The sequence below is a fragment of the Kribbella sp. CA-253562 genome, from assembly GCF_050942265.1.
GTDB lineage: Bacteria > Actinomycetota > Actinomycetes > Propionibacteriales > Kribbellaceae > Kribbella.
Genome location: NZ_CP192049.1, coordinates 3,135,072 through 3,152,476, shown reverse-complemented (window position 1 = coordinate 3,152,476; position 17,405 = coordinate 3,135,072). Strand labels below are relative to the sequence as shown.

Below are 17,405 nucleotides of genomic sequence, written 5' to 3'. Positions count from 1 at the left end.
GTCGTCAGATTTCCACAGCCCCCGGACGGCCGTCCTCGACTACGAACGACGCGTGGGTGTATTTCGGCGCGTCGGAGCGGCTCACAGTGGTCACCATCCGCAGATCGGTGCGGAACTGGTCGCGCGACACCGAGCAGCGCACGTAGCCACGCCGGTCCCCGTCGAAGAACTTGATGTGCGGGTTGTACTTGATCATCGGCCCGTAGTACGGCCCGTACACCTGACCGTCGCCGTTGCTGGTCAGCGACGTCCCCACGAACTCGGTCGCCACCACCGGCGTTCCCGCGCGGTCGAAGTTCTCGTGGATGTCGTTCACGAACGTCGAGTGCCAGTCACCGGTGACCACCACCGGGTTCCGGGTCTTCGCCTGCTTCCAGGCCTCGACGAGTCGTTGCCGCGCGCCCGGGAAGCCGTCCCACGCGTCGTGCCAGAGCAGATCACCCGCGGTGCCGTCGTGGTCGAGCCGGCCGACCATCACGTTGCTGGCGAGCACGTCCCACTGGGCCCGCGAGCGCTTCAGGCCGTCGTACAGCCACTTCTCCTGGGTCTTGCCGAGCATGGTGATCGACGGGTCGTACCCGCCTTCGCAGGCGTCGGCTTCACCCCACCCGCACGGCGGCACGCTGCGGTACTGCCGGCCGTCGACCACGTCGAACTGCGCCAGGTCACCCCACTGGAGCCGCCGGTAGATGCGCGGTCCCTCGCCGACGGGCCGGGCCGGCCGGCGTACCGGCTGGTGCTCGTACCAGGCCTGGTACGCCGCTGTGCGCAGCGCGGTGATGTCACCCTCGTACTGCGACTGGGTGTTGGCGTAGTCGTTCTGCACCTCGTGGTCGTCCCACGTCACCATCCAGGGGAACCGCGCGTGCGCCCGCTGGAGATCCGGGTCGCTCTTGTAGAGCGCGTACTGCATCCGCCAGCGGTCGACGTCCCGCGGAGCCTGCTGCAGTACGGCGGGCACCGGCGTCTTGCGGTAGCCGCCGTTGGCCGGGATGCCGCCTTCGTAGACGTAGTCGCCCAGGTGCAGGACGAGGTCCAGGTCCTCCTCGGCCAGGTGCCGCAGCGCCGAGTAGTAGCCGCTGGACCACTCCTGGCAGGACGCGAACGCGAAGTTCATCGACGCGTGCTTGCCGGTGCGCACCGGCGCCGTCCGGGTGCGTCCCACCGGCGACACGTCCGTGCGGTACTTGAACCGGTAGAACCACTCGCGGTCCGGTGCCAGCCCCTCCACCTCCACGTGCACCGAGTGCGCCAACTCGGGCAGAGCCCACGTCAGCCCCTCCCGTACGACGCGGCGGAACCCTTCGTCGAGCGCGATCTGCCACTGCACCGGCACCTTGCGGTCGGGCATGCCACCGCCCGGCACGAAGCGGTCCGGCACCAGCCGGGTCCACAGCACCACACCACTGACCGTCGGGTCACCACTGGCCACGCCGAGCGTGAACGGGTAGTCACCTCCCCCGGGCCTCGGGGTCGCCTCGGCAGGTCCGACCGGCAGCTGCGCGAGCGCGGCGAGACCGGCGACACCTCCCACGGCTCCCAGGAAACGACGGCGGTCGACAGCGTGATCTGCAGGCGGAGTCATTGCACGGACGCTAGTGCGATCAGGTGACCGAGGGCCGACCAACGAGTGTCGCGAAGGCATCCGCTATTCTTGACATATCTGTCAAACATGCGGAAGGACCCGAGGATGCGATCGAGCGAACTGGTGCAGGCGTTCTGGGACCAGGTCTGGAACGCGCACGACGCCGAGGCCGTCGACCGGTTCGTGCCCGAGGACTTCGTGATCACCAACGCGGGTCACGACATCGTCGGGCGGACGGCGTTCAAGGCCTGGATCGCGGCGTTCCTCGCCGAAGTGCCGGATCTGCACCTGCAGGCGGTCGAGACGTTCGAGAACGCGGACGGCAGCCGGGTCGCCTCGCGGTTCCGGATCACCGGGACGAACCAGGGCTACCTGCACACCGCCGCGATCGGCGCACCGATCCAGTTCACCGGTACGGCGGTCTGGGAGGTGCGGGACGGCAAGTTGCTGCACAACTGGGTCGAGCGGTCGACCGCGGTCGAGGTCCCGGCCTGATGGCCGGCGTACGGCAGTTCGACGAGCAGGCGACCTTCGAGCGGGCTCTGGACGTCTTCTGGACCAAGGGCTTCCGGGCGACCTCGATGCCCGATCTCGCGGCCGGGACGGGAGTCCAGCGCGGATCGCTCTACCACGCGTACGGCGGCAAGCAGCAGTTGTTCCTCAAGGTCTTCGAGCAGTTCACCGCCGACTTCCTGGCCCGCGCGGCCGATGCCCTCGCCGACGCCGACGCGAAGCGGGCGCTGACCGGGTTCTTCGACTTCGTCATCACCTCGATCACCACCGGTACGCCGTCCCGCGGCTGCCTGTCGACCCGTACGGCGGTCGAGGCGGACGGCGTGGTCGAGGACGCCGTGCGGAAGCTGCTCGACGACCTGGAAGCGCTGCTGCTGGCCCGGCTGCAGCACGCCGGCCTTGCGGTGGAGCCGCGGGAGGCAGCGCGGTTGGTCGTCGCGATGACCCGTGGGCTGGCAGTTCTCGAGCGCGTGTACGACGACCCGGCCAGACTCCGCGAGACCGCCGCCGCGCTCGTCACCTCCCTGCTGAGGTGACGAGCGCGGCGACCGGGATCAGCTCAAGCTGAACGTGTCGATGTCGAACAACGCCCCCGACCCGCCACTGAAGGTCAGGAACAGCGGACCGCTGCCGGAGCCGGTCAACGTGGTCGACACGGTCTGGAAGTTGTCCCAGCCCCCGGTCACCGGTACGCCGACAGACCCGAGCACCGGCCCGGCAGCCGAGCCCGAGCGGATGCGGATCGTCCCGCCCGCGCCACCCGACGAGATCCGCGCGGAGAACCTGGTCGCGCCCGCCGTGTTCACCTGCGCGTACCCGGCCCAGTCGCCGTTGTCGATGTAGCCGAGGGTCCGGCCGCCACTCGCGCCGCCGTGCCCGGCCACCTGGACGCCGAACTGCGAAGTGAACGCCTCCCCCTCGATCTGCGTCGGCGTCGGCGTCGTACCGGCGGCCGCGGCGTACTGGATGCCGCCGAGCAGGTGCCGGCGGAACGCCTGGTCGGTGTACGACTCGATGGTGTGGCCGAAGCCGGTGTAGAACGAGCGACCGGCGCCCTGCGGGTGGTACCAGGCGATCGGGTGATCGCCCATGTTCCCGCCGCTGTAGGTGGACTCGTCCAGGTTGATCAGCACCCGCACGTTCGGTCTCGGGTTGGTCCGGTAGTTGTAGAGCTCGTCGGTCCGGACCCAAGTCGTCCCCAGGTGCGCGGTGGAGGGGTGCGTGCGATCCTCCACCCTGGCGGTCACCTGTTGGATCGCCGGGTGGCTGTGGAACCACGCGCCGACCAGCTGCCCGTACCACGGCCAGTCGTACTCGGTGTCGGCTGCCGCGTGCACACCGACGTACCCGCCGCCGCCGTTCACGTAGGCCTCGAACGCCGTCTGCTGCGTGCTGTTCAGGATGTCGCCGGTCGTGCTCAGGAACACCACGGCCTGGTACGCCGCCAGCTGCGCGGCGGTGAAGACCGCACTGTCCTCGGTGGCCGTGACGGTGAAGCCGTTGGCAGCACCCAGGTCCCGGATCGCCTGGATGCCCGCCGGAATCGAGTCGTGCCGGAAGCCGGCCGTCTTGCTGAACACCAGCACCTGGTACGGCGCGGCAGCAGCGGCCGCGGCGGTCTGCCAGGGCAGCAGCCCTCCCGCCAGCAGCGCTCCACCGGTCAGCAGTGCCTCGCGTCGCGTGAATGTGGTCATGGCAACCCCCTAGGAAGTGACGGTGAAGGTGTCGACGTCGAACAGCGAGCCCGCGCCGCCGGTGAAGCTCAGGAACAGCGGGCCCGTGGCTGAACCGGTCAGCGCGGTGAACACGGTCTGGAAGTTCTCCCAGCCGCCGGTGACCGGTACGGCGACCGAGCCGAGCAGCGTGCCCGTGGCGGACCCTGCTCGGACCTGGATGGTGCCGCCCGCGCCGCCGGACGACACTCGCGCACTGAACGACTTGAGCCCGCTGGTGCTCACCGACGAGTAGCCGGCCCAGTCACCGTTGTCGATGTAGCCGAGCGTCTGCCCGCCGCTGGCCCCTGCGTGCCCGGCGACCTGCACGCCGAACTGCGAGCTGAACGCCTCTCCCTCGGCCGTCCTGCTGGTGGAGCCGGAGGTCGACAAGGTGAACGCGTCGAGATCGAACAGGTTTCCGTTGCCAGTGGCCCCTTTGAAGACCAGGAAGAGCGTGGTGGAGCCGGCCGGTTTGTTCGACAGATTGGCCGACACGTTCGTGAAGGTGTCCCAGTTGCCGGTGTTCGCGACCGGCAAGGTGGCCATCAGCTGGCCGGTCGCGGAACCGGCCCGGACCTCGATCGTGCCGCCAGGCCCGCCGGACGACACCCGTGCGCTGATCGACGTCGCCGTACTCAGCGCGTACGGCGTGAACGAGATCCAGTCGTTGGTGTCGACGAACCCGACGGTCCGGCCGCCTTCCGCGGCACCGTGCTGGGCCAAGTCGATGCCGGACGACGCGCTGAAGTGCTCGGCCTGCCGGTGCCGCGGCTGGAGCTTGCGGACGCTGTGCGAGGTGATGCCGCCGTTGTCGGTGTACTCCGCGTCGAACACGCCGTAGACGTTCGCCGCCGGGTCGTGCTCACCGTCAACCGGTACGGCGATCGAGCCGCTGCAGCCGTTCTTGGCGGTGATCTGGTGCTGGTGGTCGTCGTGCCCGAGCAGGTAGGTCACCTTGACCCGGCTGCAGTCGATCGCGCCGTCCTCCGGATCGCTCACACTGACCTGGAACGGCACGGTGTCGCCGAAGGAGAACGGCTGCCCGTCGGCCGGCGTCTGCAGCGTCACCGAGGGCGCGGTGTTGCCGACACTGATCTGCACGTTGGCCGAGCCGGTCAGCCCGGTCGGATCCGTCACGGTCAGCGTCGCCGTGAAGGTGCCCGCCGTGTTGTAGGTGTACGACGGGTTGGCCTGCGTCGAGCTGCCGCCGTCGCCGAAGGTCCACCGGTACGACAGCGCGCCGCCCTCGGGGTCGGAGCTGCCCGCGGACGAGAACGCCACGGTCAACGGCCGGCCACCCGACGTCGGCGTACCGGACGCCTTGGCGATCGGGTTGCGATTCGTGCTGCCCTTGTACTCGATCCGCCACAGTGCCTGGTTGTTCGCGCCGGTGCCGTAGTCGAGCACGTAGAGCGCGCCGTCCGGCCCGAACGCCATGTCCATCACCTGCGTGCCGGTCCATGGGAACGCGCCGATGTCGCCGACGCCGCCGGCCGAAGTCACCTCGATCGCCTTGATCCACTTGCGGCCGAGCTCACCGGCGAAGTACCGGCCGTCGAGCGACGCGGGGAACTTGATCGGCGAGCTGTTGCTCGCGTCGTACCGGTAGACAGGGCCGCCCATCGGCGACTCCGAGCCGCCGCCGAACTCCGGCGGGGTGCCGGCGTCACCGCCGTACCGGATCCAGGACGGTTTGGCCGGGGGCAGCTTGGTCTGGCCGGTGTTGCGGAACGAGTTGTTGGTCGGACCGCCCGCGCAGTCGAACTTCGCGCCGGACGGGCCGCTGGGGAACTGGAAGTCGTTGTAGGTCTCCGACGTCGTGTTGGTGCCGGTGCAGTACGGCCAGCCGTAGTTGCCGGGCCCGGTGATCCGGTCGAACTCGACCTGCCCGTTCGGGCCGCGGTTCGGATCGGTGACGCCGGCGTCCGGCCCGTAGTCGCCGAGGTAGACGATGCCGGTCGGTTTGTCGACACTCATCCGGAACGGGTTGCGGAACCCCATCGCGTAGATCTCCGGCCGGGTCAACGCGGTGCCCGGCGCGAACAGGTTGCCCGCCGGAATCGTGTACGAGCCGTCCGGCTGCGGCTTGATCCGCAGCACCTTGCCGCGCAGGTCGTTGGTGTTGCCCGAGGTGCGCTGCGCGTCGAACTGCGGGTTGCGGCTGGTCCGCTCGTCGATCGGCGTGTAGCTGTCGGACTGGAACGGGTTGCTGTCGTCGCCGGTCGTGAGGTAGAGGTTGCCGGCGGCATCGAAGTCCAGGTCGCCGCCGACGTGACAGCACTGGCCGCGGTCGTTCGGGACGCGCAGGACGACCTTCTCGCTGGTCAGGTCGAGCGTGTTGTCGGTCTTCAGCACGAACCGGGACAGGTGCAGCTCGCCTTTCCAGCGGTCCCAGTCGGCCTGCGTTCCTTCGGTCGGGGCGTCGCCCTCCGGCGTGGTCAGCCGGGGCGAGAAGTAGAGCCAGACGTAGCGATTGGTCGCGAACCCGGGATCGACCGCGACGCCCTGCAGCCCCTCCTCGTCGTGGGTGTAGACGTTGAGCCGGCCGGCCAGCGTCGTCGTACCGTTGACGTCGGTGATCCGGACGGCGCCGTCGCGCGCGGTGTGGATGACGGACCGGTTGGGCAGGACGGCGAGCGACATCGCCTCGCCGAGCTCGTTGGGACCGCTGGCGAGCGACACCTGCTGGTAGTCGCCCGGTGGGATGGTCGACCCGGCTTCGGCGACCGGAGCGCTCAGGCCTACGGCGCCGATCAGGGCCGCCGTGACCAGTCCGGCGATTCGGCTTCTTCTCATCGCGCCACTCCTTCGATCAGGTCGAACTGTTCCCAGGGGCCGATCGCGTCGCGGTTCGCGATCAGTGCTGCCGCGCCGCCGTTCTCGGCGCAGACGAGCTTGTTGTTGACCTGGGCCCGGAAGCTGACCGAGCCGTCGCCGTTGCGGATCAGCTGGAACGTCTCCCACGACCCGACGGCCTGGTTCTTGGCCAGCAGTGGTCCCGCGCCCGCGTCGTCGGCCGCGACGAGCAGGTTGTTGACTTTCGCCCGCAGCGACACGTTGCCGCCACCCAGGTCGGTCAGCTCGTACTGTTGCGCTGGGCCGATCGTGGTGCTGTTCGCGATCAGCGGCGTGCCAGTCCCGGCTGTGACGTACTTGCCGTTGGCCCGGGCTTTGAGGGCAACCACCGGGTTGCCGCTGCTCTGCTTCGGCAGACCGATGGTTGCCCTGTCGTAGCGTTTCGCCGTTGTGGCCGGCGTACCTGTGAGTGCCTGGAATGGTTGCGCGGTCGATCCGGTCTTCTCCACCAGGTAGGACCGGCCGGCCTGTGCCGGGATCGTGAACGTCGCGTTGGACTGCGCCGCGACCACGACGGCTCGGGTCTGCCCGTCGACGACCGTGACACTCTGCCCGGGCCACGGACTCCGTACGGCGAGCTGCTGGTCGGCGCCGGAGCTGATCGCGACCGTCGTCGGTACGCCGCTGGCGATCTGCACGTGCACATTGGACTTGTGGCCGATGGCAACTGTTCCTTCACCGGTCCAGTCCGCCGGCCAGGCCGGTGCGATCCGGAGCAGGCCGTCGTAGTCGGTCGCCAGCGCTTCGGGGGCGGTCGCGGCCAGGACGCCGGACTGCTCGATGTAGGGCTCGGACGCCTGCTGGGCGGTGAAGCTCGCCATTCCCGACGGATAGACCTGGTACTGCCGGATCGCGGCCAGCAGCGCGGTCTTCATGTCGTTGGCCAGGCCGAGCCGGGCAGCGTGCAGAGCGTCGTAGCTCCAGTCGTTGCCGTTGACGTAACTGCGCGACGTGTAGGTACGACGGCCGACCGCGGTCAGCGGGCCGCTGTCACCGATCAGGTTGAACGGCCAGACGGCCTCCAGGCCGATGTTCTCGCTGTTGTGCCGTGGCGCGGTGGGTTGGGTGGACAGGCCGATCATCGTGGTGCCGTTGGCATCTGCTGCTGGGGTGAGCAACTGGGTCTGCGTCGCGGTGTCGGTGCGAGGCAGCGCCTGGAGCTTCGGGATCGCCGCGGTGAGCTGGCTGACCAGTGCACTGTCGACCCCGAGGGTCTGCGCCGCCTTCACCGCGATCGGGAAGAAGGCCTGCATCGCGGCGATGTCGGTGGTCGGGTCCGTCACGTCCCACTGGGTCTCGTGCGCATTGGACCGGGTGTGCAGCTTGCCGTCGGCACCGGTCGTCGCGTACGAGAGCAGGAACTGCGCCGCGCCCTTGATCAGCGGGTAGTGCGCGGACAGGAAGGCCCGGTCGTCGCTCATCCGGTAGTGCTCCCAGACCCAGAGCCCGATCTCGGCCCCGGTGGTGACCGTCAGCGCGTTGTAGCTCGGGGCAATGATCGAGTCGCAGGAGGCGTTGCTGGTGCCACCGTCGTACGTTCCGTTGCCGTTGAACCGCATCGTCTCCGGCACGCACAGCCCTTGCCGGCCCGGCATCCTCGCGCTGGTCCACGCGGCGATCGCGTCGAGATTGTCCTTGTAGAGGCGGAACATCGGGTCGTTGAGCGCCGGGAGCCCGGCGGACAGATTGGCCGCGACCTGCATGCGGAGGTTCCAGAACCAGTAGCCCGACGGGTACCAGTCCCGCTTGTCCTGCGAGAACGTGAACAGGTCGGCGACGCCGGCCTGCGACCCGGGCAGGACTCCACGGCTGTGCGCCGCGGCGGCGTACAGGTAGATGGTCCGCAGGTTCTCGACGTAGTCGCCGGTGCCGTCGGTCGAGCTGATCTTGATCAGGCCGGCCTTCTGCCAGTAGTCGTGCCACCACTGGAGATGCGCCGTGCGCAGCTCAGCGGCCGGGCGGGTGGCGGCGCCGTTCAGTACGGCGTTGGTGGTAGCGATCGAATCCCCGCCGGTCCAGCTCGGGGCTGCGACAACGATCCGGAACGAGCCGTCGGCGTTGGGCTGGAAGGCGACCTGGCCGGTCAACGCATTGGGCACCGAGGCGACGACGTTGCGGCCGCCCGCGGTGATCCCGGCCAGCGATCCGAAGGTCCGGCCCGACGCGCCCGCGCCGGAGTTGTCGACCCAGGTCTCGGCCAGCGCGGCGACGGACCCGACGGCGCGGGCGGTCGGCGTACGGGGTGACCAGAGTTTGACCTGGGCGGTCTGCGTGGCGTTGGGATCCGCGCCGGTCACGTCGACGACGAGCTGCTGGGTGTCGGCGCGAACGAAGGCGGTGAGGGTCATCCCGCCGCCGCTCTGGCGCAGCATTCCGTCGTACAGGTCGAGGCGGCCGGTGAAGTCGGCGGCAGTGGTCATCCGGGACAGGCCTGGGATGACCACGTGGCCGAGCGACTTTCGGCTGGGGAACGTGTCGGTGCGGTTGAGTTGCGCGGTGAAACCGCCGGCCGACCAGACCGCCGTACCGAGAGCGCCGTTGCCCAGTGGGAGCGAGTCGGCCGGGGCCGGATTGGACCGGCCGAGCACGATGTCGGACCGCCGGACCAGGTTCGGGGTGTCGACGACGAAGGACCCGATCTGCCAGGCGGTGGTGCCGGGTGCGGCGACGGCGGGCGGCCCACCGGTCGCGATCAGCCCGGCCAGCACGGCCAGGACGAGCGCGATTTTGGGCAGGCGGGATCGCAGGAGGGTGTTCATCGGATCTCTCCTGGAGAAGGAGCGGACCACTGGCCTGGGGGCGGAGAGGACCAGAGGTAGACATCGGATCTTTCTGCGCTCACGCTCCGCTGTCAACCCCTCACCGGTTCCGGAACTTCCGACACCGTTGTGGGCTGCTCGGCGTACGGGCGTCCGGTCGCTAATCTGCGGGCATGGCGAAGATCCTGCACCTGGCGTTCGAGCACGACTGGGCAGCGGCGAAGGCGGCCGGTGCGTACCGGATGTCGACCCGCGGCGTCTCGCTGGACGACGGCGCGACGTTCATCCACGCGTCGCGGCCCGAGCAGGTCGGCGGGACCGCGAACCGCTTCTACGCCGATGTCGAGGAGCCGTTGCTGCTGCTGGTGATCGACACCGAGCGCCTGGTCTCGGCCCTGTGCGACGAAGACGTGGACGGCCGCGGGACGACGTTCCCGCACATCTACGGCCCGCTGAACCTGGACGCCGTGGTCGACGTACTGGCCTACGAGCGCGGTCCCGACGGCCGCTGGCCCGAACTCGCCGCCCAGGCCGTATCCTGAACGACGGAACGGGTCGGTCGGGCGATCGCGTCGCGCACTCCGGTGCGCGCCGAGGAAAGTCCGGACTCCACAGGGCAGCGTGGTGGGTAACGCCCACCCGGGGAAACCCGCGGGACAGTGCCACAGAGAACAGACCGCCAGCGGCCTGAACGAACCCCGTGGTTCGTTCAGGTGCGGGTGAGGGTGAAACGGTGGTGTAAGAGACCACCAGCTCGGCAGGTGACTGCGGAGGCTAGGTAAACCCCACGTGGAGCAAGGCCAAGAAGGACGCCGGGCAACCGGCGTTCGCGCGAGCGTTCGAGGGCTGCCCGCCCGAGCTCGCGGGTAGGCCGCTGGAGACTGCCGGCAACGGCAGCCGTAGATGGATGATCGCCGACTACAGAATCCGGCTTACAGACCGGCCCGTTCCTTTTCCCTGCAGTTGTCACTGCCGATCGAAGTGAGGATGTCATGGCATCCGCGATGGCGCGCCAGGTGGCTGAGCACGAGCTTCTGTCGGGGCGCTGGAGCATGCCCTGGTCCGACGTCGTCGTCCTTGAACGGCTGGCCAGGGGCGGTGGCACCGCACGGTGGTTCCTGGTGACGTCACCCGGGGACGTGAACACGGTCTACGACGAGCTCAGACCCGGCAGTTGTGTCTCCTTCTACTTCTCGGGCGGGCCCGACGTCGGGCGGAACGACGAGGCGACCCGGCAACGGATGTTCGAGGAGATCACCTCAGCGGGAGAGATCGTGCTGGGACGTCCCGCTGACTCAGGTGTCGAACTGGACCTGGACATCATCAGCGGACCTGGCGAGTTGACCGAGTATTTGATGCACCACGCCGAAGGAGCGCGGGTGGTCTGGGGCACCTGGCCGGCTCCACTGAACGATGGGCAGGACGCCATCACCGTCGACCTGGTCGATGCCGACGGTGTGTTGCGGGCACATCCCCACTAGCGGCAGGGCGTGCGGTCAGAAGGTGGCGATCGGGTTGACCGGGCTGCCCGACGTACCGGCGAAGCGGACGGGTGCGACGGCGAGCTGGAAGTCCCACTGGCGGAGTTCGGCAGCCGTTGTCGCGCACGACTCCAGGTCGCAGTTGTCGAGCATCCAGAGGCCCATGGCGACCAAGCTCACGGCGTGAACCGGCATCAACACGTTGTCGTATCCCGACGGCTGCACGTCCTGCGGGGTGTCCGCGCCGATCAGCGCGACACCCCGTTCGTGCAGCCACGGCAGGCAGGACGCGTGCCAGCCGGCCTGCGCGATCCCGCCGGCGTCACCGGCCTCGTGCCGGAAGCGGCCGTAACCGGTGCGCAGGAGGACCGCATCGCCGGGTTGCACCCGCACACCCTGGCGGCGCTCGGCCTCCTCGAGGTCGTCGGGAAACACTCCCTGCCCCGGTTCCAGCCACGGCACGTCGCGGACCTTCGCGACGTCCAGCAGGACACCCCGGGTGACGATCCCGTTCGCCGCCGCGGTGACGGCCGCCCACGCCGATCCCGTTTCCGCGTCGACCAGCGAGTGGGATCGGCCGTTGTACATCGTGCCGTCCCAGAACAGATGGCACGGCGAGTCGAGGTGGGTGATCGTGTTGCCGTGGAACATGATGCCGAGCCGCTCGTTCGAGAAGCCCCAGCGCCGGTCGTTGTGGAAGAGCGCCGGCATGTGCTCGGCACCCGGCATGTCGACGGCGCGCGGGCAGCTCGTCGTCGACCGCTCCAGCTCCGCCGGTACGGCGACCTCCCACGCGCACGACACGCTCCTGCCGTGGCGCACGGCCCGCGCCGCCGCCAGCCGGACGTCGTCGGTGATGTGGTTCAGCGTGCCGAGCTCGTCGTCGTCGCCCCACCGTCCCCAGTTCGAGAGCGTGTCGAAGTACCCGAGAACCTCGTCCTGCGTGGGTAGCGGTCGCCCTGCCGTCATTCTGGCTTCATCTCCTCCGGGTCGCGTGGATCGCGGCACTTCGTCTGGCATGACACCAGATCAGTGGGTCAGCAGTCTTCGAGATCAACCACTGCTGGTGAAGGTACGCCGCTGCCGCGTGGCCGGCTCCGCGCCGGGTGGATCGGCGAGCCGCCCGGCCAGCAGGCAGGCCACCGCCGGGAGCAGGATCAGGGTGGCGAGTACGACCTGCAGCGACGTTTCCTTGCCCAGGGCACCGAGTGCCGGCGCGACCAGACCGCCGGCGCTGACGGCGAGGCCGAGCGTCACGCCGCTCGCCGTACCGACGCGGTTGGGCAGGTAGTCCTGGCCGAGCGTGATGTGCAGCGAGAACGGGACCGACAAAGCGATCGCAGTCAGTACGACGAACGCCAGCATCGCCGGGCCGGGGACGAAGGTCAGCCCGGCCAGCCCGAGCGCGGCCGCGGCGTACGCGACGCGCATCACCGGGAGTCGCCCCCACGTGTTGGCCAGCCGGCCGCCGAGCAGTGTGCCGACGACGCCTCCGCCGAAGAGCACGACCAGTACGGCCGAGCTCCCGGTGGCGGACAGGTCGAGCCGCTGTCCGATGAACAGGCCGACGAAGGTCGTCAGTCCGACGTACACGACCGAGCGGAGTACGACGATCGCGGTCAGCCGGGTGAAGGATCCCCAGTCGTCGGCTCCGGTACGGCGTACGGCGGTAGCTCGAGCGGTGCTCCCTGATCGGAGCAGGGGGATGGTGACGAGAGCACCGATCGCAGCGGGGATCACCAGTAGCGGCGTCGCGCGCAGACCGCCGACAGACAGCAGCGGCGCGACGAGGACCGGCGCGAGCGCGAAGCCGACGATGCCGCCGAGGGAGAACCAGCTCATCCCGACGTGCCCGCCGCCGGTGACGGCTCGCGCCGTACGGGCTGCTTGGGGGTGGTACGCCGCAACGCCGATGCCGGTGAGGGCGATCACTAGCAGGGTGAGCGCGTAGGAGTCGACCAGCCCGATCAGCGCCGTACCGGCTCCGGTGCCGACCATGCTGACCGGAAGCAGCCAGGGCATCGACCACTTGTCGGTGAGCAGCCCGAAGATCGGCTGCACCACCGATGACAGCAGGGTCGCCGCGAGCACGAAGCCGGACACGGCGACGTAGTCGTAGCCGCGTTCGGCGACCAGGAACGGGACGAGCACCGGCACGATCCCCTGGTACAGGTCGACGCTGCCGTGCCCGGTCGAGAGCAGCACGGTGGGGAGCCTCTTCATGGATCTCAGCTTCGGTCACCGCGCTGCTGTCCGGCTTCCGATAATCTGACAGAACATGTCGACAAGCCGCCATCAGCCGATCGCGCCCACCGTCCTGCGCCGCCTCGACGCCGGCGCCGGGATCGACGCGCACCGGCACGACGACCACCAGATCGCGTACGCCGCCCGCGGCGTGCTGGCCGTGGCCACCGACCACGGCCACTGGATCGCGCCGGCGAACCGCGCGATCTGGATCCCCGCCGGCGCTGTCCACCAGCACCGCGCATACGGCCGGACCGACCTGCACCTGGTCGGCCTGACCGAGAACCCGCTCGGCCTGACCACCCCCGCGGTCCTTGCCGTCGGCCCCCTTCTGCGCGAGCTGATCATTGCCCACACCAACGATTCGGAATCGACGCCCGCCGAGCGGGCCCGGCTCCGCGGCGTACTGCTGGATCAGCTGCAGCGAACGGCCCAGCAGCCTCTTCGTCTTCCGCTGGCGCGCGATCCGCGCCTGGCCGCGGCCTGCGCCGTCCTCACGTCGAACCCGGCCGACAACAGCTCCCTCGCCGGTCTCGGCCTCCAGGCGGGCGCCAGTGAGCGCACTCTGTCCCGCCTGTTCCGCACCGAGTTCGCGATGACCTTCCCGCAGTGGCGCACGCAACTCCGGCTGCACCACGCGCTGATCCTGCTGGCCGAAGGACACGCGGTCACCACGGTCGCCATCCGCTGCGGCTGGTCCACTCCGAGCGCCTTCATCGACACCTTCCGCCAAACCTTCGGCCACACGCCGGGCCGGCATCGTCCCTGACGAACGATTGCCATGATGGCGGGATGATCTACGAGCTGAACCACGTCGGCGGCCAGGTCCGCGACCTCGACGCCAGCCTTGCCTTCTACACCGACCTGGGAGCGCAGGTCGTCGACCGCCTCTTCATGCAAGGCCCCCGCGTCCACCGGGTCCACATCCAACTGGGCACCGGCCTCGTCGAACTCCTGCACCCCGAACACCCCGCCGCCGACACGACGTACGGCTTCAACCACATCGGCTTCCTGACCGACAACCTCGACGCCGACCACACCCGCCTCCTAGCCGCCGGCTACGCCGAACTGACCCCACCCCGCGTAGCATCCAGCGGCCAGGGCCGACTGTCATTCCTCTCCGACCCGAACGGCGTCCGGGTGGAACTCCTGCAACGCACGGAGGACTTCCGCATCCCACCCATCACCACCGGCGTGGTACGCCGCCTGGCCCACACCGCGCTCCCCGCCCCGGACCTCGACGCCGCCATCACCTTCTACACCACCCACCTCGGCATGCACCCCGACCCCGAGGACGACGCAACCACCCTCCGCCTAGGCCTCGACGCACTCAAACTCCACCCCTCCTGGCCACCGGCAAGCGCACCAATCAACCACCTCGCCCTCGAGACCACCACCCAGCGCCCCGACACCCACGACCCCGACGGCAACCGCCTGACGTTCCTGCCGGTTTCCTGAGCTAGGCACCCTGATCGGCGGTCAGACGGGCACCGACCCCCGGGGGCACTGCCCACTCTGCTCATCTCTTGTCTTCGTCTTTTGCTTTTGGGCTTGGGTTTCCGGCCCGGCCGTCAGGTGAGCTTGAGTTCGTAGTACTGGCTGATCAGGTTGCTGCCGAAGAGGTTGTGCGGCTCTTCGCTGGTGAGGGTGAAACCTCGGGCCAGGTAGATGTGGCGGGCGGCGACCAAGGGGTCGTTGGTCCACAGGACCATGCGTTGGTAGCCGAAGTCGCGGGCGAACTCCAGGCAGGTGTCGACCAGCCGGCCGCCCAGGCCGTGGCCTCGGGCCTCGGGGGTGAGCAGGAGCAGGCGGAGCTTGGCGGTGGTGTCGTCGGGGCCGCGGACGCAGAAGACGCAGCCGACGCGTTGGCCGTCGACTTCGGCGATCCAGGCGGCCTCGCCGGTGATGCCGTTGACCTGGGCCTCGGCGTAGTCGGCGACGATGCGGGCGACCAGGGCTTCGAAGGGCTGGCCCCAGTCGTATTCGGCGGCGTACAGCTCGCCGTGGATCAACACGACCCAGCCGAGATCACCCGGACGGTCGGCGGGACGAATCACTACGTCGGACATCTGCACCACCCGATCTACTGACACAACTGTTTCAGTGCGAGATACTAGCCGGGTGCCGACCACGAAGCCAGCCCCTTCCGCCCGTGAGCAGGAATTGCTGGAGCGCGCCTACGAGTACTCGCTCACCCACGGCCTCGCCGAACTCTCGCTGCGCCCGCTGGCGACGGCGATCGGATCGAGCCCGCGGGTGCTGCTGTTCCTGTTCGGCAGCAAGGACGGCCTGATCCGGGCACTGCTCGCCCGGGCGCGCGCCGACGAGCTGTCCCTGCTCCAGCGACTCCGGTACGACGAACAGCCGGGCCTGGAGGTGATCGGGATGGAACTCTGGCGCTGGCTGTCCGCGCCCGAACGCCGCCCGCTGATGAACCTCTGGGTCGAGGCCTACGGGCGGTCGCTGGTGTCCCCCGACGGGCCGTGGGGCGACTACGCCCGCTCGACCGTCGCGGACTGGCTCGAGTTGCTCAAGGCATCGCAACCCGATGCCGAGAGCAAGCATGCGCGCGCCCGCAGGACCGCCCTGCTGGCGTTGCTCCGCGGCGCGCTGCTGGATCTGCTCGCCACCGGCGATCTCGACCGCACTTCCAAGGCGGTCGAGTCATACCTGTCCCGCTGAAGTGGGACCGACCCGTGCGAGCCGCCGCTGCACCCGTCGAACCCGCGCAGGCCGCGCCGCGGCGGCCGCCTACTCCGCCAGCTCGAAGGCGACGGTCCGCTTCGCGACATCCGCCTCGACGAGTTTCACCCGGACCAGCTGACCCAGCGGCAGCGCGCTGGAGCTGTGGACCTTGCCCTCGATCGCCAACGTGGACAGCGTGACAACACCCCGCGTCGGATCGCGGTCGTCGACGTCCACCACAACCCCGTCGAACACGGCGCCAACCTGCTCGGCGACCAGCCCGGCCTCCACCATCGAGACGATGGCTCGCTCGTACGCGTTGGCCTTGCGGGCGCTCTCCTCCATGATCTTCGGGATCTCGTCCATCGACTCGCGGACCCAGTCCGGCACCGGCTGGTCGGCGCACAGCGCCACGCAGATCTCCCCGGTCCAGCGGTCCACCAGCCGGCGCAACGGCGCCGTGACGTGCGCGTACTCGGACTTCATCGCGGCGTGCTCAGGCCGCGCCGGCACGCCACCCGAGAACGCCGTGTACCCGGCACCACGGAACAGCACCGTGCAGGCCGCCAGCATCGCCGCGTGCGTCGGCTGCTTCGGGTCGAGCCCGTGGATGAACTCCGCGTACGACGTACCGACCGGCCAGGTGATGCCGAGTGCCTTGGCCGTGCCCTCCAGCTTGCGGCGCAAATCGTCGTGCGATTCCGGCAGCGTGCGCAGGATGCCGATCTCGCCGTACATCATCAGGTGCGCGGCGGCCATCCCGGTCAGCAGCGAGATCTGCGCGTTCCAGCCCTCGACCGGCAGCGGCGCGCGGAACTCCAGCGTCCACTCGCCGCCCGCGGTGACGACCTCCTGGTCGGGGATCGGCAGATTTACACCGCCGCGTTCGAGCTCGCGCTGCTCGCGGAGCTTGCCGACCTCGCGGAGCAGTTGCAGCGACTCCGGCGCCGTACCGGCGTCGAGGTCCTTCTGCACCCCGGCGTAATTGAGCTTGGCCCGCGACTTCACCAGCGCGCGTTCGCAGACGACCTCGGTGCCTTCGCCGGAGGCGTCGACAGTGATCGTCCACAGCAGCGCCGGCCGTACGGCGTCCGGCAGCAGCGACGCGGCGCCTTCGGACAGCTCCGGCGGGTGCAACGGCGTGCGCTTGTCCGGCGCGTACAACGTCTCGCCGCGCCGGCGCGCTTCGAGGTCGATCGGGTCACCGGGCTGCACGAACGCCGCGACGTCCGCGATCGCGTAGTGCACGGTGTAGCCGTTGCCGGCGCGTTCGATGTGCAGGGCCTGGTCGAGGTCCATCGAGTCCGGCGGGTCGATCGTGACGAACTCGATGTCGGTCCGGTCCAGCTCCGGCAGCCGCGGGTTCCGCACCGCCGCCAGCGCGGCCGCGGTGACCTCGGGTGGGAACTCGGCCGGGATCTCGAGCTCGCGCCGGATCGTCTGCAGCGAAGCCCGGAGCACCTCGGGCACGTCTTCGGCGAAATGCACCTTCTGCAACGGCACTCGACCACTCCGTCCTCGACAGCCCGGCCGCCACGATGCGGCCGGGGAGACTCAGACTAGTGCC

The 17,405-nt window shown here is 69.3% G+C and carries 15 protein-coding genes and 1 other RNA gene; 8 read left to right on the top strand and 8 right to left on the bottom strand.

Features of this window, described 5'->3' with window-relative positions; genetic code table 11:
• Window positions 1-4 precede the first annotated feature (4 nt).
• Window positions 5-1,585 carry an alkaline phosphatase D family protein gene (locus ACQPXM_RS15040; protein WP_432948920.1) on the bottom strand — a complete coding sequence of 527 codons (1,581 nt, stop codon included), beginning with the start codon at window positions 1,583-1,585 and terminating at the stop codon, window positions 5-7.
• Between the two features lie 105 nt (window positions 1,586-1,690).
• On the opposite strand from ACQPXM_RS15040, the gene ACQPXM_RS15035 reads away from it, so the two are divergent.
• Window positions 1,691-2,080, top strand: a complete 390-nt coding sequence (locus ACQPXM_RS15035) for an ester cyclase (RefSeq protein ID WP_432948918.1) — start codon at window positions 1,691-1,693, stop codon at window positions 2,078-2,080.
• A complete protein-coding gene (locus ACQPXM_RS15030; RefSeq protein WP_432948916.1) occupies window positions 2,080-2,634 on the top strand; it encodes a TetR/AcrR family transcriptional regulator in 555 nt (184 codons plus the stop codon). The genes ACQPXM_RS15035 and ACQPXM_RS15030 overlap by 1 nt, the downstream gene beginning before the upstream one ends.
• A gap of 18 nt (window positions 2,635-2,652) precedes the next feature.
• On the opposite strand, the gene ACQPXM_RS15025 is transcribed toward ACQPXM_RS15030, so the two are convergent.
• The 3 genes from ACQPXM_RS15025 to ACQPXM_RS15015 are packed head-to-tail and all read right to left on the bottom strand — an operon-like array spanning window position 2,653 to window position 9,428.
• A complete protein-coding gene (locus ACQPXM_RS15025) occupies window positions 2,653-3,792 on the bottom strand; it encodes a ThuA domain-containing protein (RefSeq protein ID WP_432948914.1) in 1,140 nt (379 codons plus the stop codon).
• A 9-nt stretch (window positions 3,793-3,801) separates the two neighbouring features.
• Window positions 3,802-6,609: a carbohydrate-binding protein gene (locus ACQPXM_RS15020; RefSeq protein ID WP_432948912.1), complete on the bottom strand. Its 2,808-nt coding sequence runs from the start codon at window positions 6,607-6,609 to the stop codon at window positions 3,802-3,804.
• Window positions 6,606-9,428, bottom strand: coding sequence for a fascin domain-containing protein (locus ACQPXM_RS15015; RefSeq protein WP_432948910.1), 2,823 nt, complete (start codon window positions 9,426-9,428; stop codon window positions 6,606-6,608). The genes ACQPXM_RS15020 and ACQPXM_RS15015 overlap by 4 nt, the downstream gene beginning before the upstream one ends.
• 173 nt (window positions 9,429-9,601) lie before the next feature.
• Between ACQPXM_RS15015 and ACQPXM_RS15010 the strand changes: the two genes are divergently transcribed.
• From ACQPXM_RS15010 to ACQPXM_RS15000, 3 genes are all read left to right on the top strand, one after another.
• Window positions 9,602-9,970, top strand: a complete 369-nt coding sequence (locus ACQPXM_RS15010; RefSeq protein ID WP_432948908.1) for a DUF952 domain-containing protein — start codon at window positions 9,602-9,604, stop codon at window positions 9,968-9,970.
• A gap of 9 nt (window positions 9,971-9,979) precedes the next feature.
• An RNA gene (gene rnpB / locus ACQPXM_RS15005) (RNase P RNA component class A) lies at window positions 9,980-10,379 on the top strand.
• Between the two features lie 41 nt (window positions 10,380-10,420).
• A complete protein-coding gene (locus ACQPXM_RS15000) occupies window positions 10,421-10,909 on the top strand; it encodes a hypothetical protein (protein ID WP_432948906.1) in 489 nt (162 codons plus the stop codon).
• A gap of 15 nt (window positions 10,910-10,924) precedes the next feature.
• Here ACQPXM_RS15000 and ACQPXM_RS14995 read toward each other — a convergent pair whose 3' ends face one another.
• Together ACQPXM_RS14995 and ACQPXM_RS14990 are read right to left on the bottom strand one after the other, a co-directional pair.
• Window positions 10,925-11,878, bottom strand: a complete 954-nt coding sequence (locus tag ACQPXM_RS14995) for a cyclase family protein (protein WP_432948904.1) — start codon at window positions 11,876-11,878, stop codon at window positions 10,925-10,927.
• An 84-nt stretch (window positions 11,879-11,962) separates the two neighbouring features.
• Complete coding sequence (locus ACQPXM_RS14990; protein WP_432948902.1) at window positions 11,963-13,132, bottom strand: MFS transporter; 1,170 nt, start codon at window positions 13,130-13,132, stop codon at window positions 11,963-11,965.
• 55 nt (window positions 13,133-13,187) lie between these two features.
• Here ACQPXM_RS14990 and ACQPXM_RS14985 point away from each other — a divergent pair, with 55 nt between their 5' ends.
• Together ACQPXM_RS14985 and ACQPXM_RS14980 are read left to right on the top strand one after the other, a co-directional pair.
• Window positions 13,188-13,922, top strand: a complete 735-nt coding sequence (locus ACQPXM_RS14985) for an AraC family transcriptional regulator (protein WP_432948900.1) — start codon at window positions 13,188-13,190, stop codon at window positions 13,920-13,922.
• A 23-nt stretch (window positions 13,923-13,945) separates the two neighbouring features.
• A complete protein-coding gene (locus ACQPXM_RS14980) occupies window positions 13,946-14,611 on the top strand; it encodes a VOC family protein (RefSeq protein WP_432948898.1) in 666 nt (221 codons plus the stop codon).
• Between the two features lie 113 nt (window positions 14,612-14,724).
• Here the strand turns inward: ACQPXM_RS14980 and ACQPXM_RS14975 are convergent, their stop codons facing one another.
• Window positions 14,725-15,222, bottom strand: coding sequence for a GNAT family N-acetyltransferase (locus tag ACQPXM_RS14975; protein WP_432948896.1), 498 nt, complete (start codon window positions 15,220-15,222; stop codon window positions 14,725-14,727).
• Between the two features lie 52 nt (window positions 15,223-15,274).
• Between ACQPXM_RS14975 and ACQPXM_RS14970 the strand changes: the two genes are divergently transcribed.
• On the top strand, window positions 15,275-15,835 hold the full coding sequence (locus tag ACQPXM_RS14970; RefSeq protein ID WP_432948894.1) for a TetR/AcrR family transcriptional regulator: 561 nt from the start codon (window positions 15,275-15,277) through the stop codon (window positions 15,833-15,835).
• Window positions 15,836-15,904: 69 nt separating this feature from the next.
• Here ACQPXM_RS14970 and ACQPXM_RS14965 read toward each other — a convergent pair whose 3' ends face one another.
• Complete coding sequence (locus ACQPXM_RS14965) at window positions 15,905-17,341, bottom strand: RNB domain-containing ribonuclease (RefSeq protein WP_432948892.1); 1,437 nt, start codon at window positions 17,339-17,341, stop codon at window positions 15,905-15,907.
• Window positions 17,342-17,405: the final 64 nt, after the last annotated feature.

Bases quoted from the DNA above. Each gene is read 5' to 3' on its own strand.
- ACQPXM_RS15040 (WP_432948920.1), bottom strand. From the start codon at position 1,585: ATGACTCCGCCTGCAGATCACGCTGTCGACCGCCGTCGTTTCCTGGGA.
- ACQPXM_RS15035 (WP_432948918.1), top strand. From the start codon at position 1,691: ATGCGATCGAGCGAACTGGTGCAGGCGTTCTGGGACCAGGTCTGGAAC.
- ACQPXM_RS15030 (WP_432948916.1), top strand. From the start codon at position 2,080: ATGGCCGGCGTACGGCAGTTCGACGAGCAGGCGACCTTCGAGCGGGCT.
- ACQPXM_RS15025 (WP_432948914.1), bottom strand. From the start codon at position 3,792: ATGACCACATTCACGCGACGCGAGGCACTGCTGACCGGTGGAGCGCTG.
- ACQPXM_RS15020 (WP_432948912.1), bottom strand. From the start codon at position 6,609: ATGAGAAGAAGCCGAATCGCCGGACTGGTCACGGCGGCCCTGATCGGC.
- ACQPXM_RS15015 (WP_432948910.1), bottom strand. From the start codon at position 9,428: ATGAACACCCTCCTGCGATCCCGCCTGCCCAAAATCGCGCTCGTCCTG.
- ACQPXM_RS15010 (WP_432948908.1), top strand. From the start codon at position 9,602: ATGGCGAAGATCCTGCACCTGGCGTTCGAGCACGACTGGGCAGCGGCG.
- ACQPXM_RS15000 (WP_432948906.1), top strand. From the start codon at position 10,421: ATGGCATCCGCGATGGCGCGCCAGGTGGCTGAGCACGAGCTTCTGTCG.
- ACQPXM_RS14995 (WP_432948904.1), bottom strand. From the start codon at position 11,878: ATGACGGCAGGGCGACCGCTACCCACGCAGGACGAGGTTCTCGGGTAC.
- ACQPXM_RS14990 (WP_432948902.1), bottom strand. From the start codon at position 13,132: ATGAAGAGGCTCCCCACCGTGCTGCTCTCGACCGGGCACGGCAGCGTC.
- ACQPXM_RS14985 (WP_432948900.1), top strand. From the start codon at position 13,188: ATGTCGACAAGCCGCCATCAGCCGATCGCGCCCACCGTCCTGCGCCGC.
- ACQPXM_RS14980 (WP_432948898.1), top strand. From the start codon at position 13,946: ATGATCTACGAGCTGAACCACGTCGGCGGCCAGGTCCGCGACCTCGAC.
- ACQPXM_RS14975 (WP_432948896.1), bottom strand. From the start codon at position 15,222: ATGTCCGACGTAGTGATTCGTCCCGCCGACCGTCCGGGTGATCTCGGC.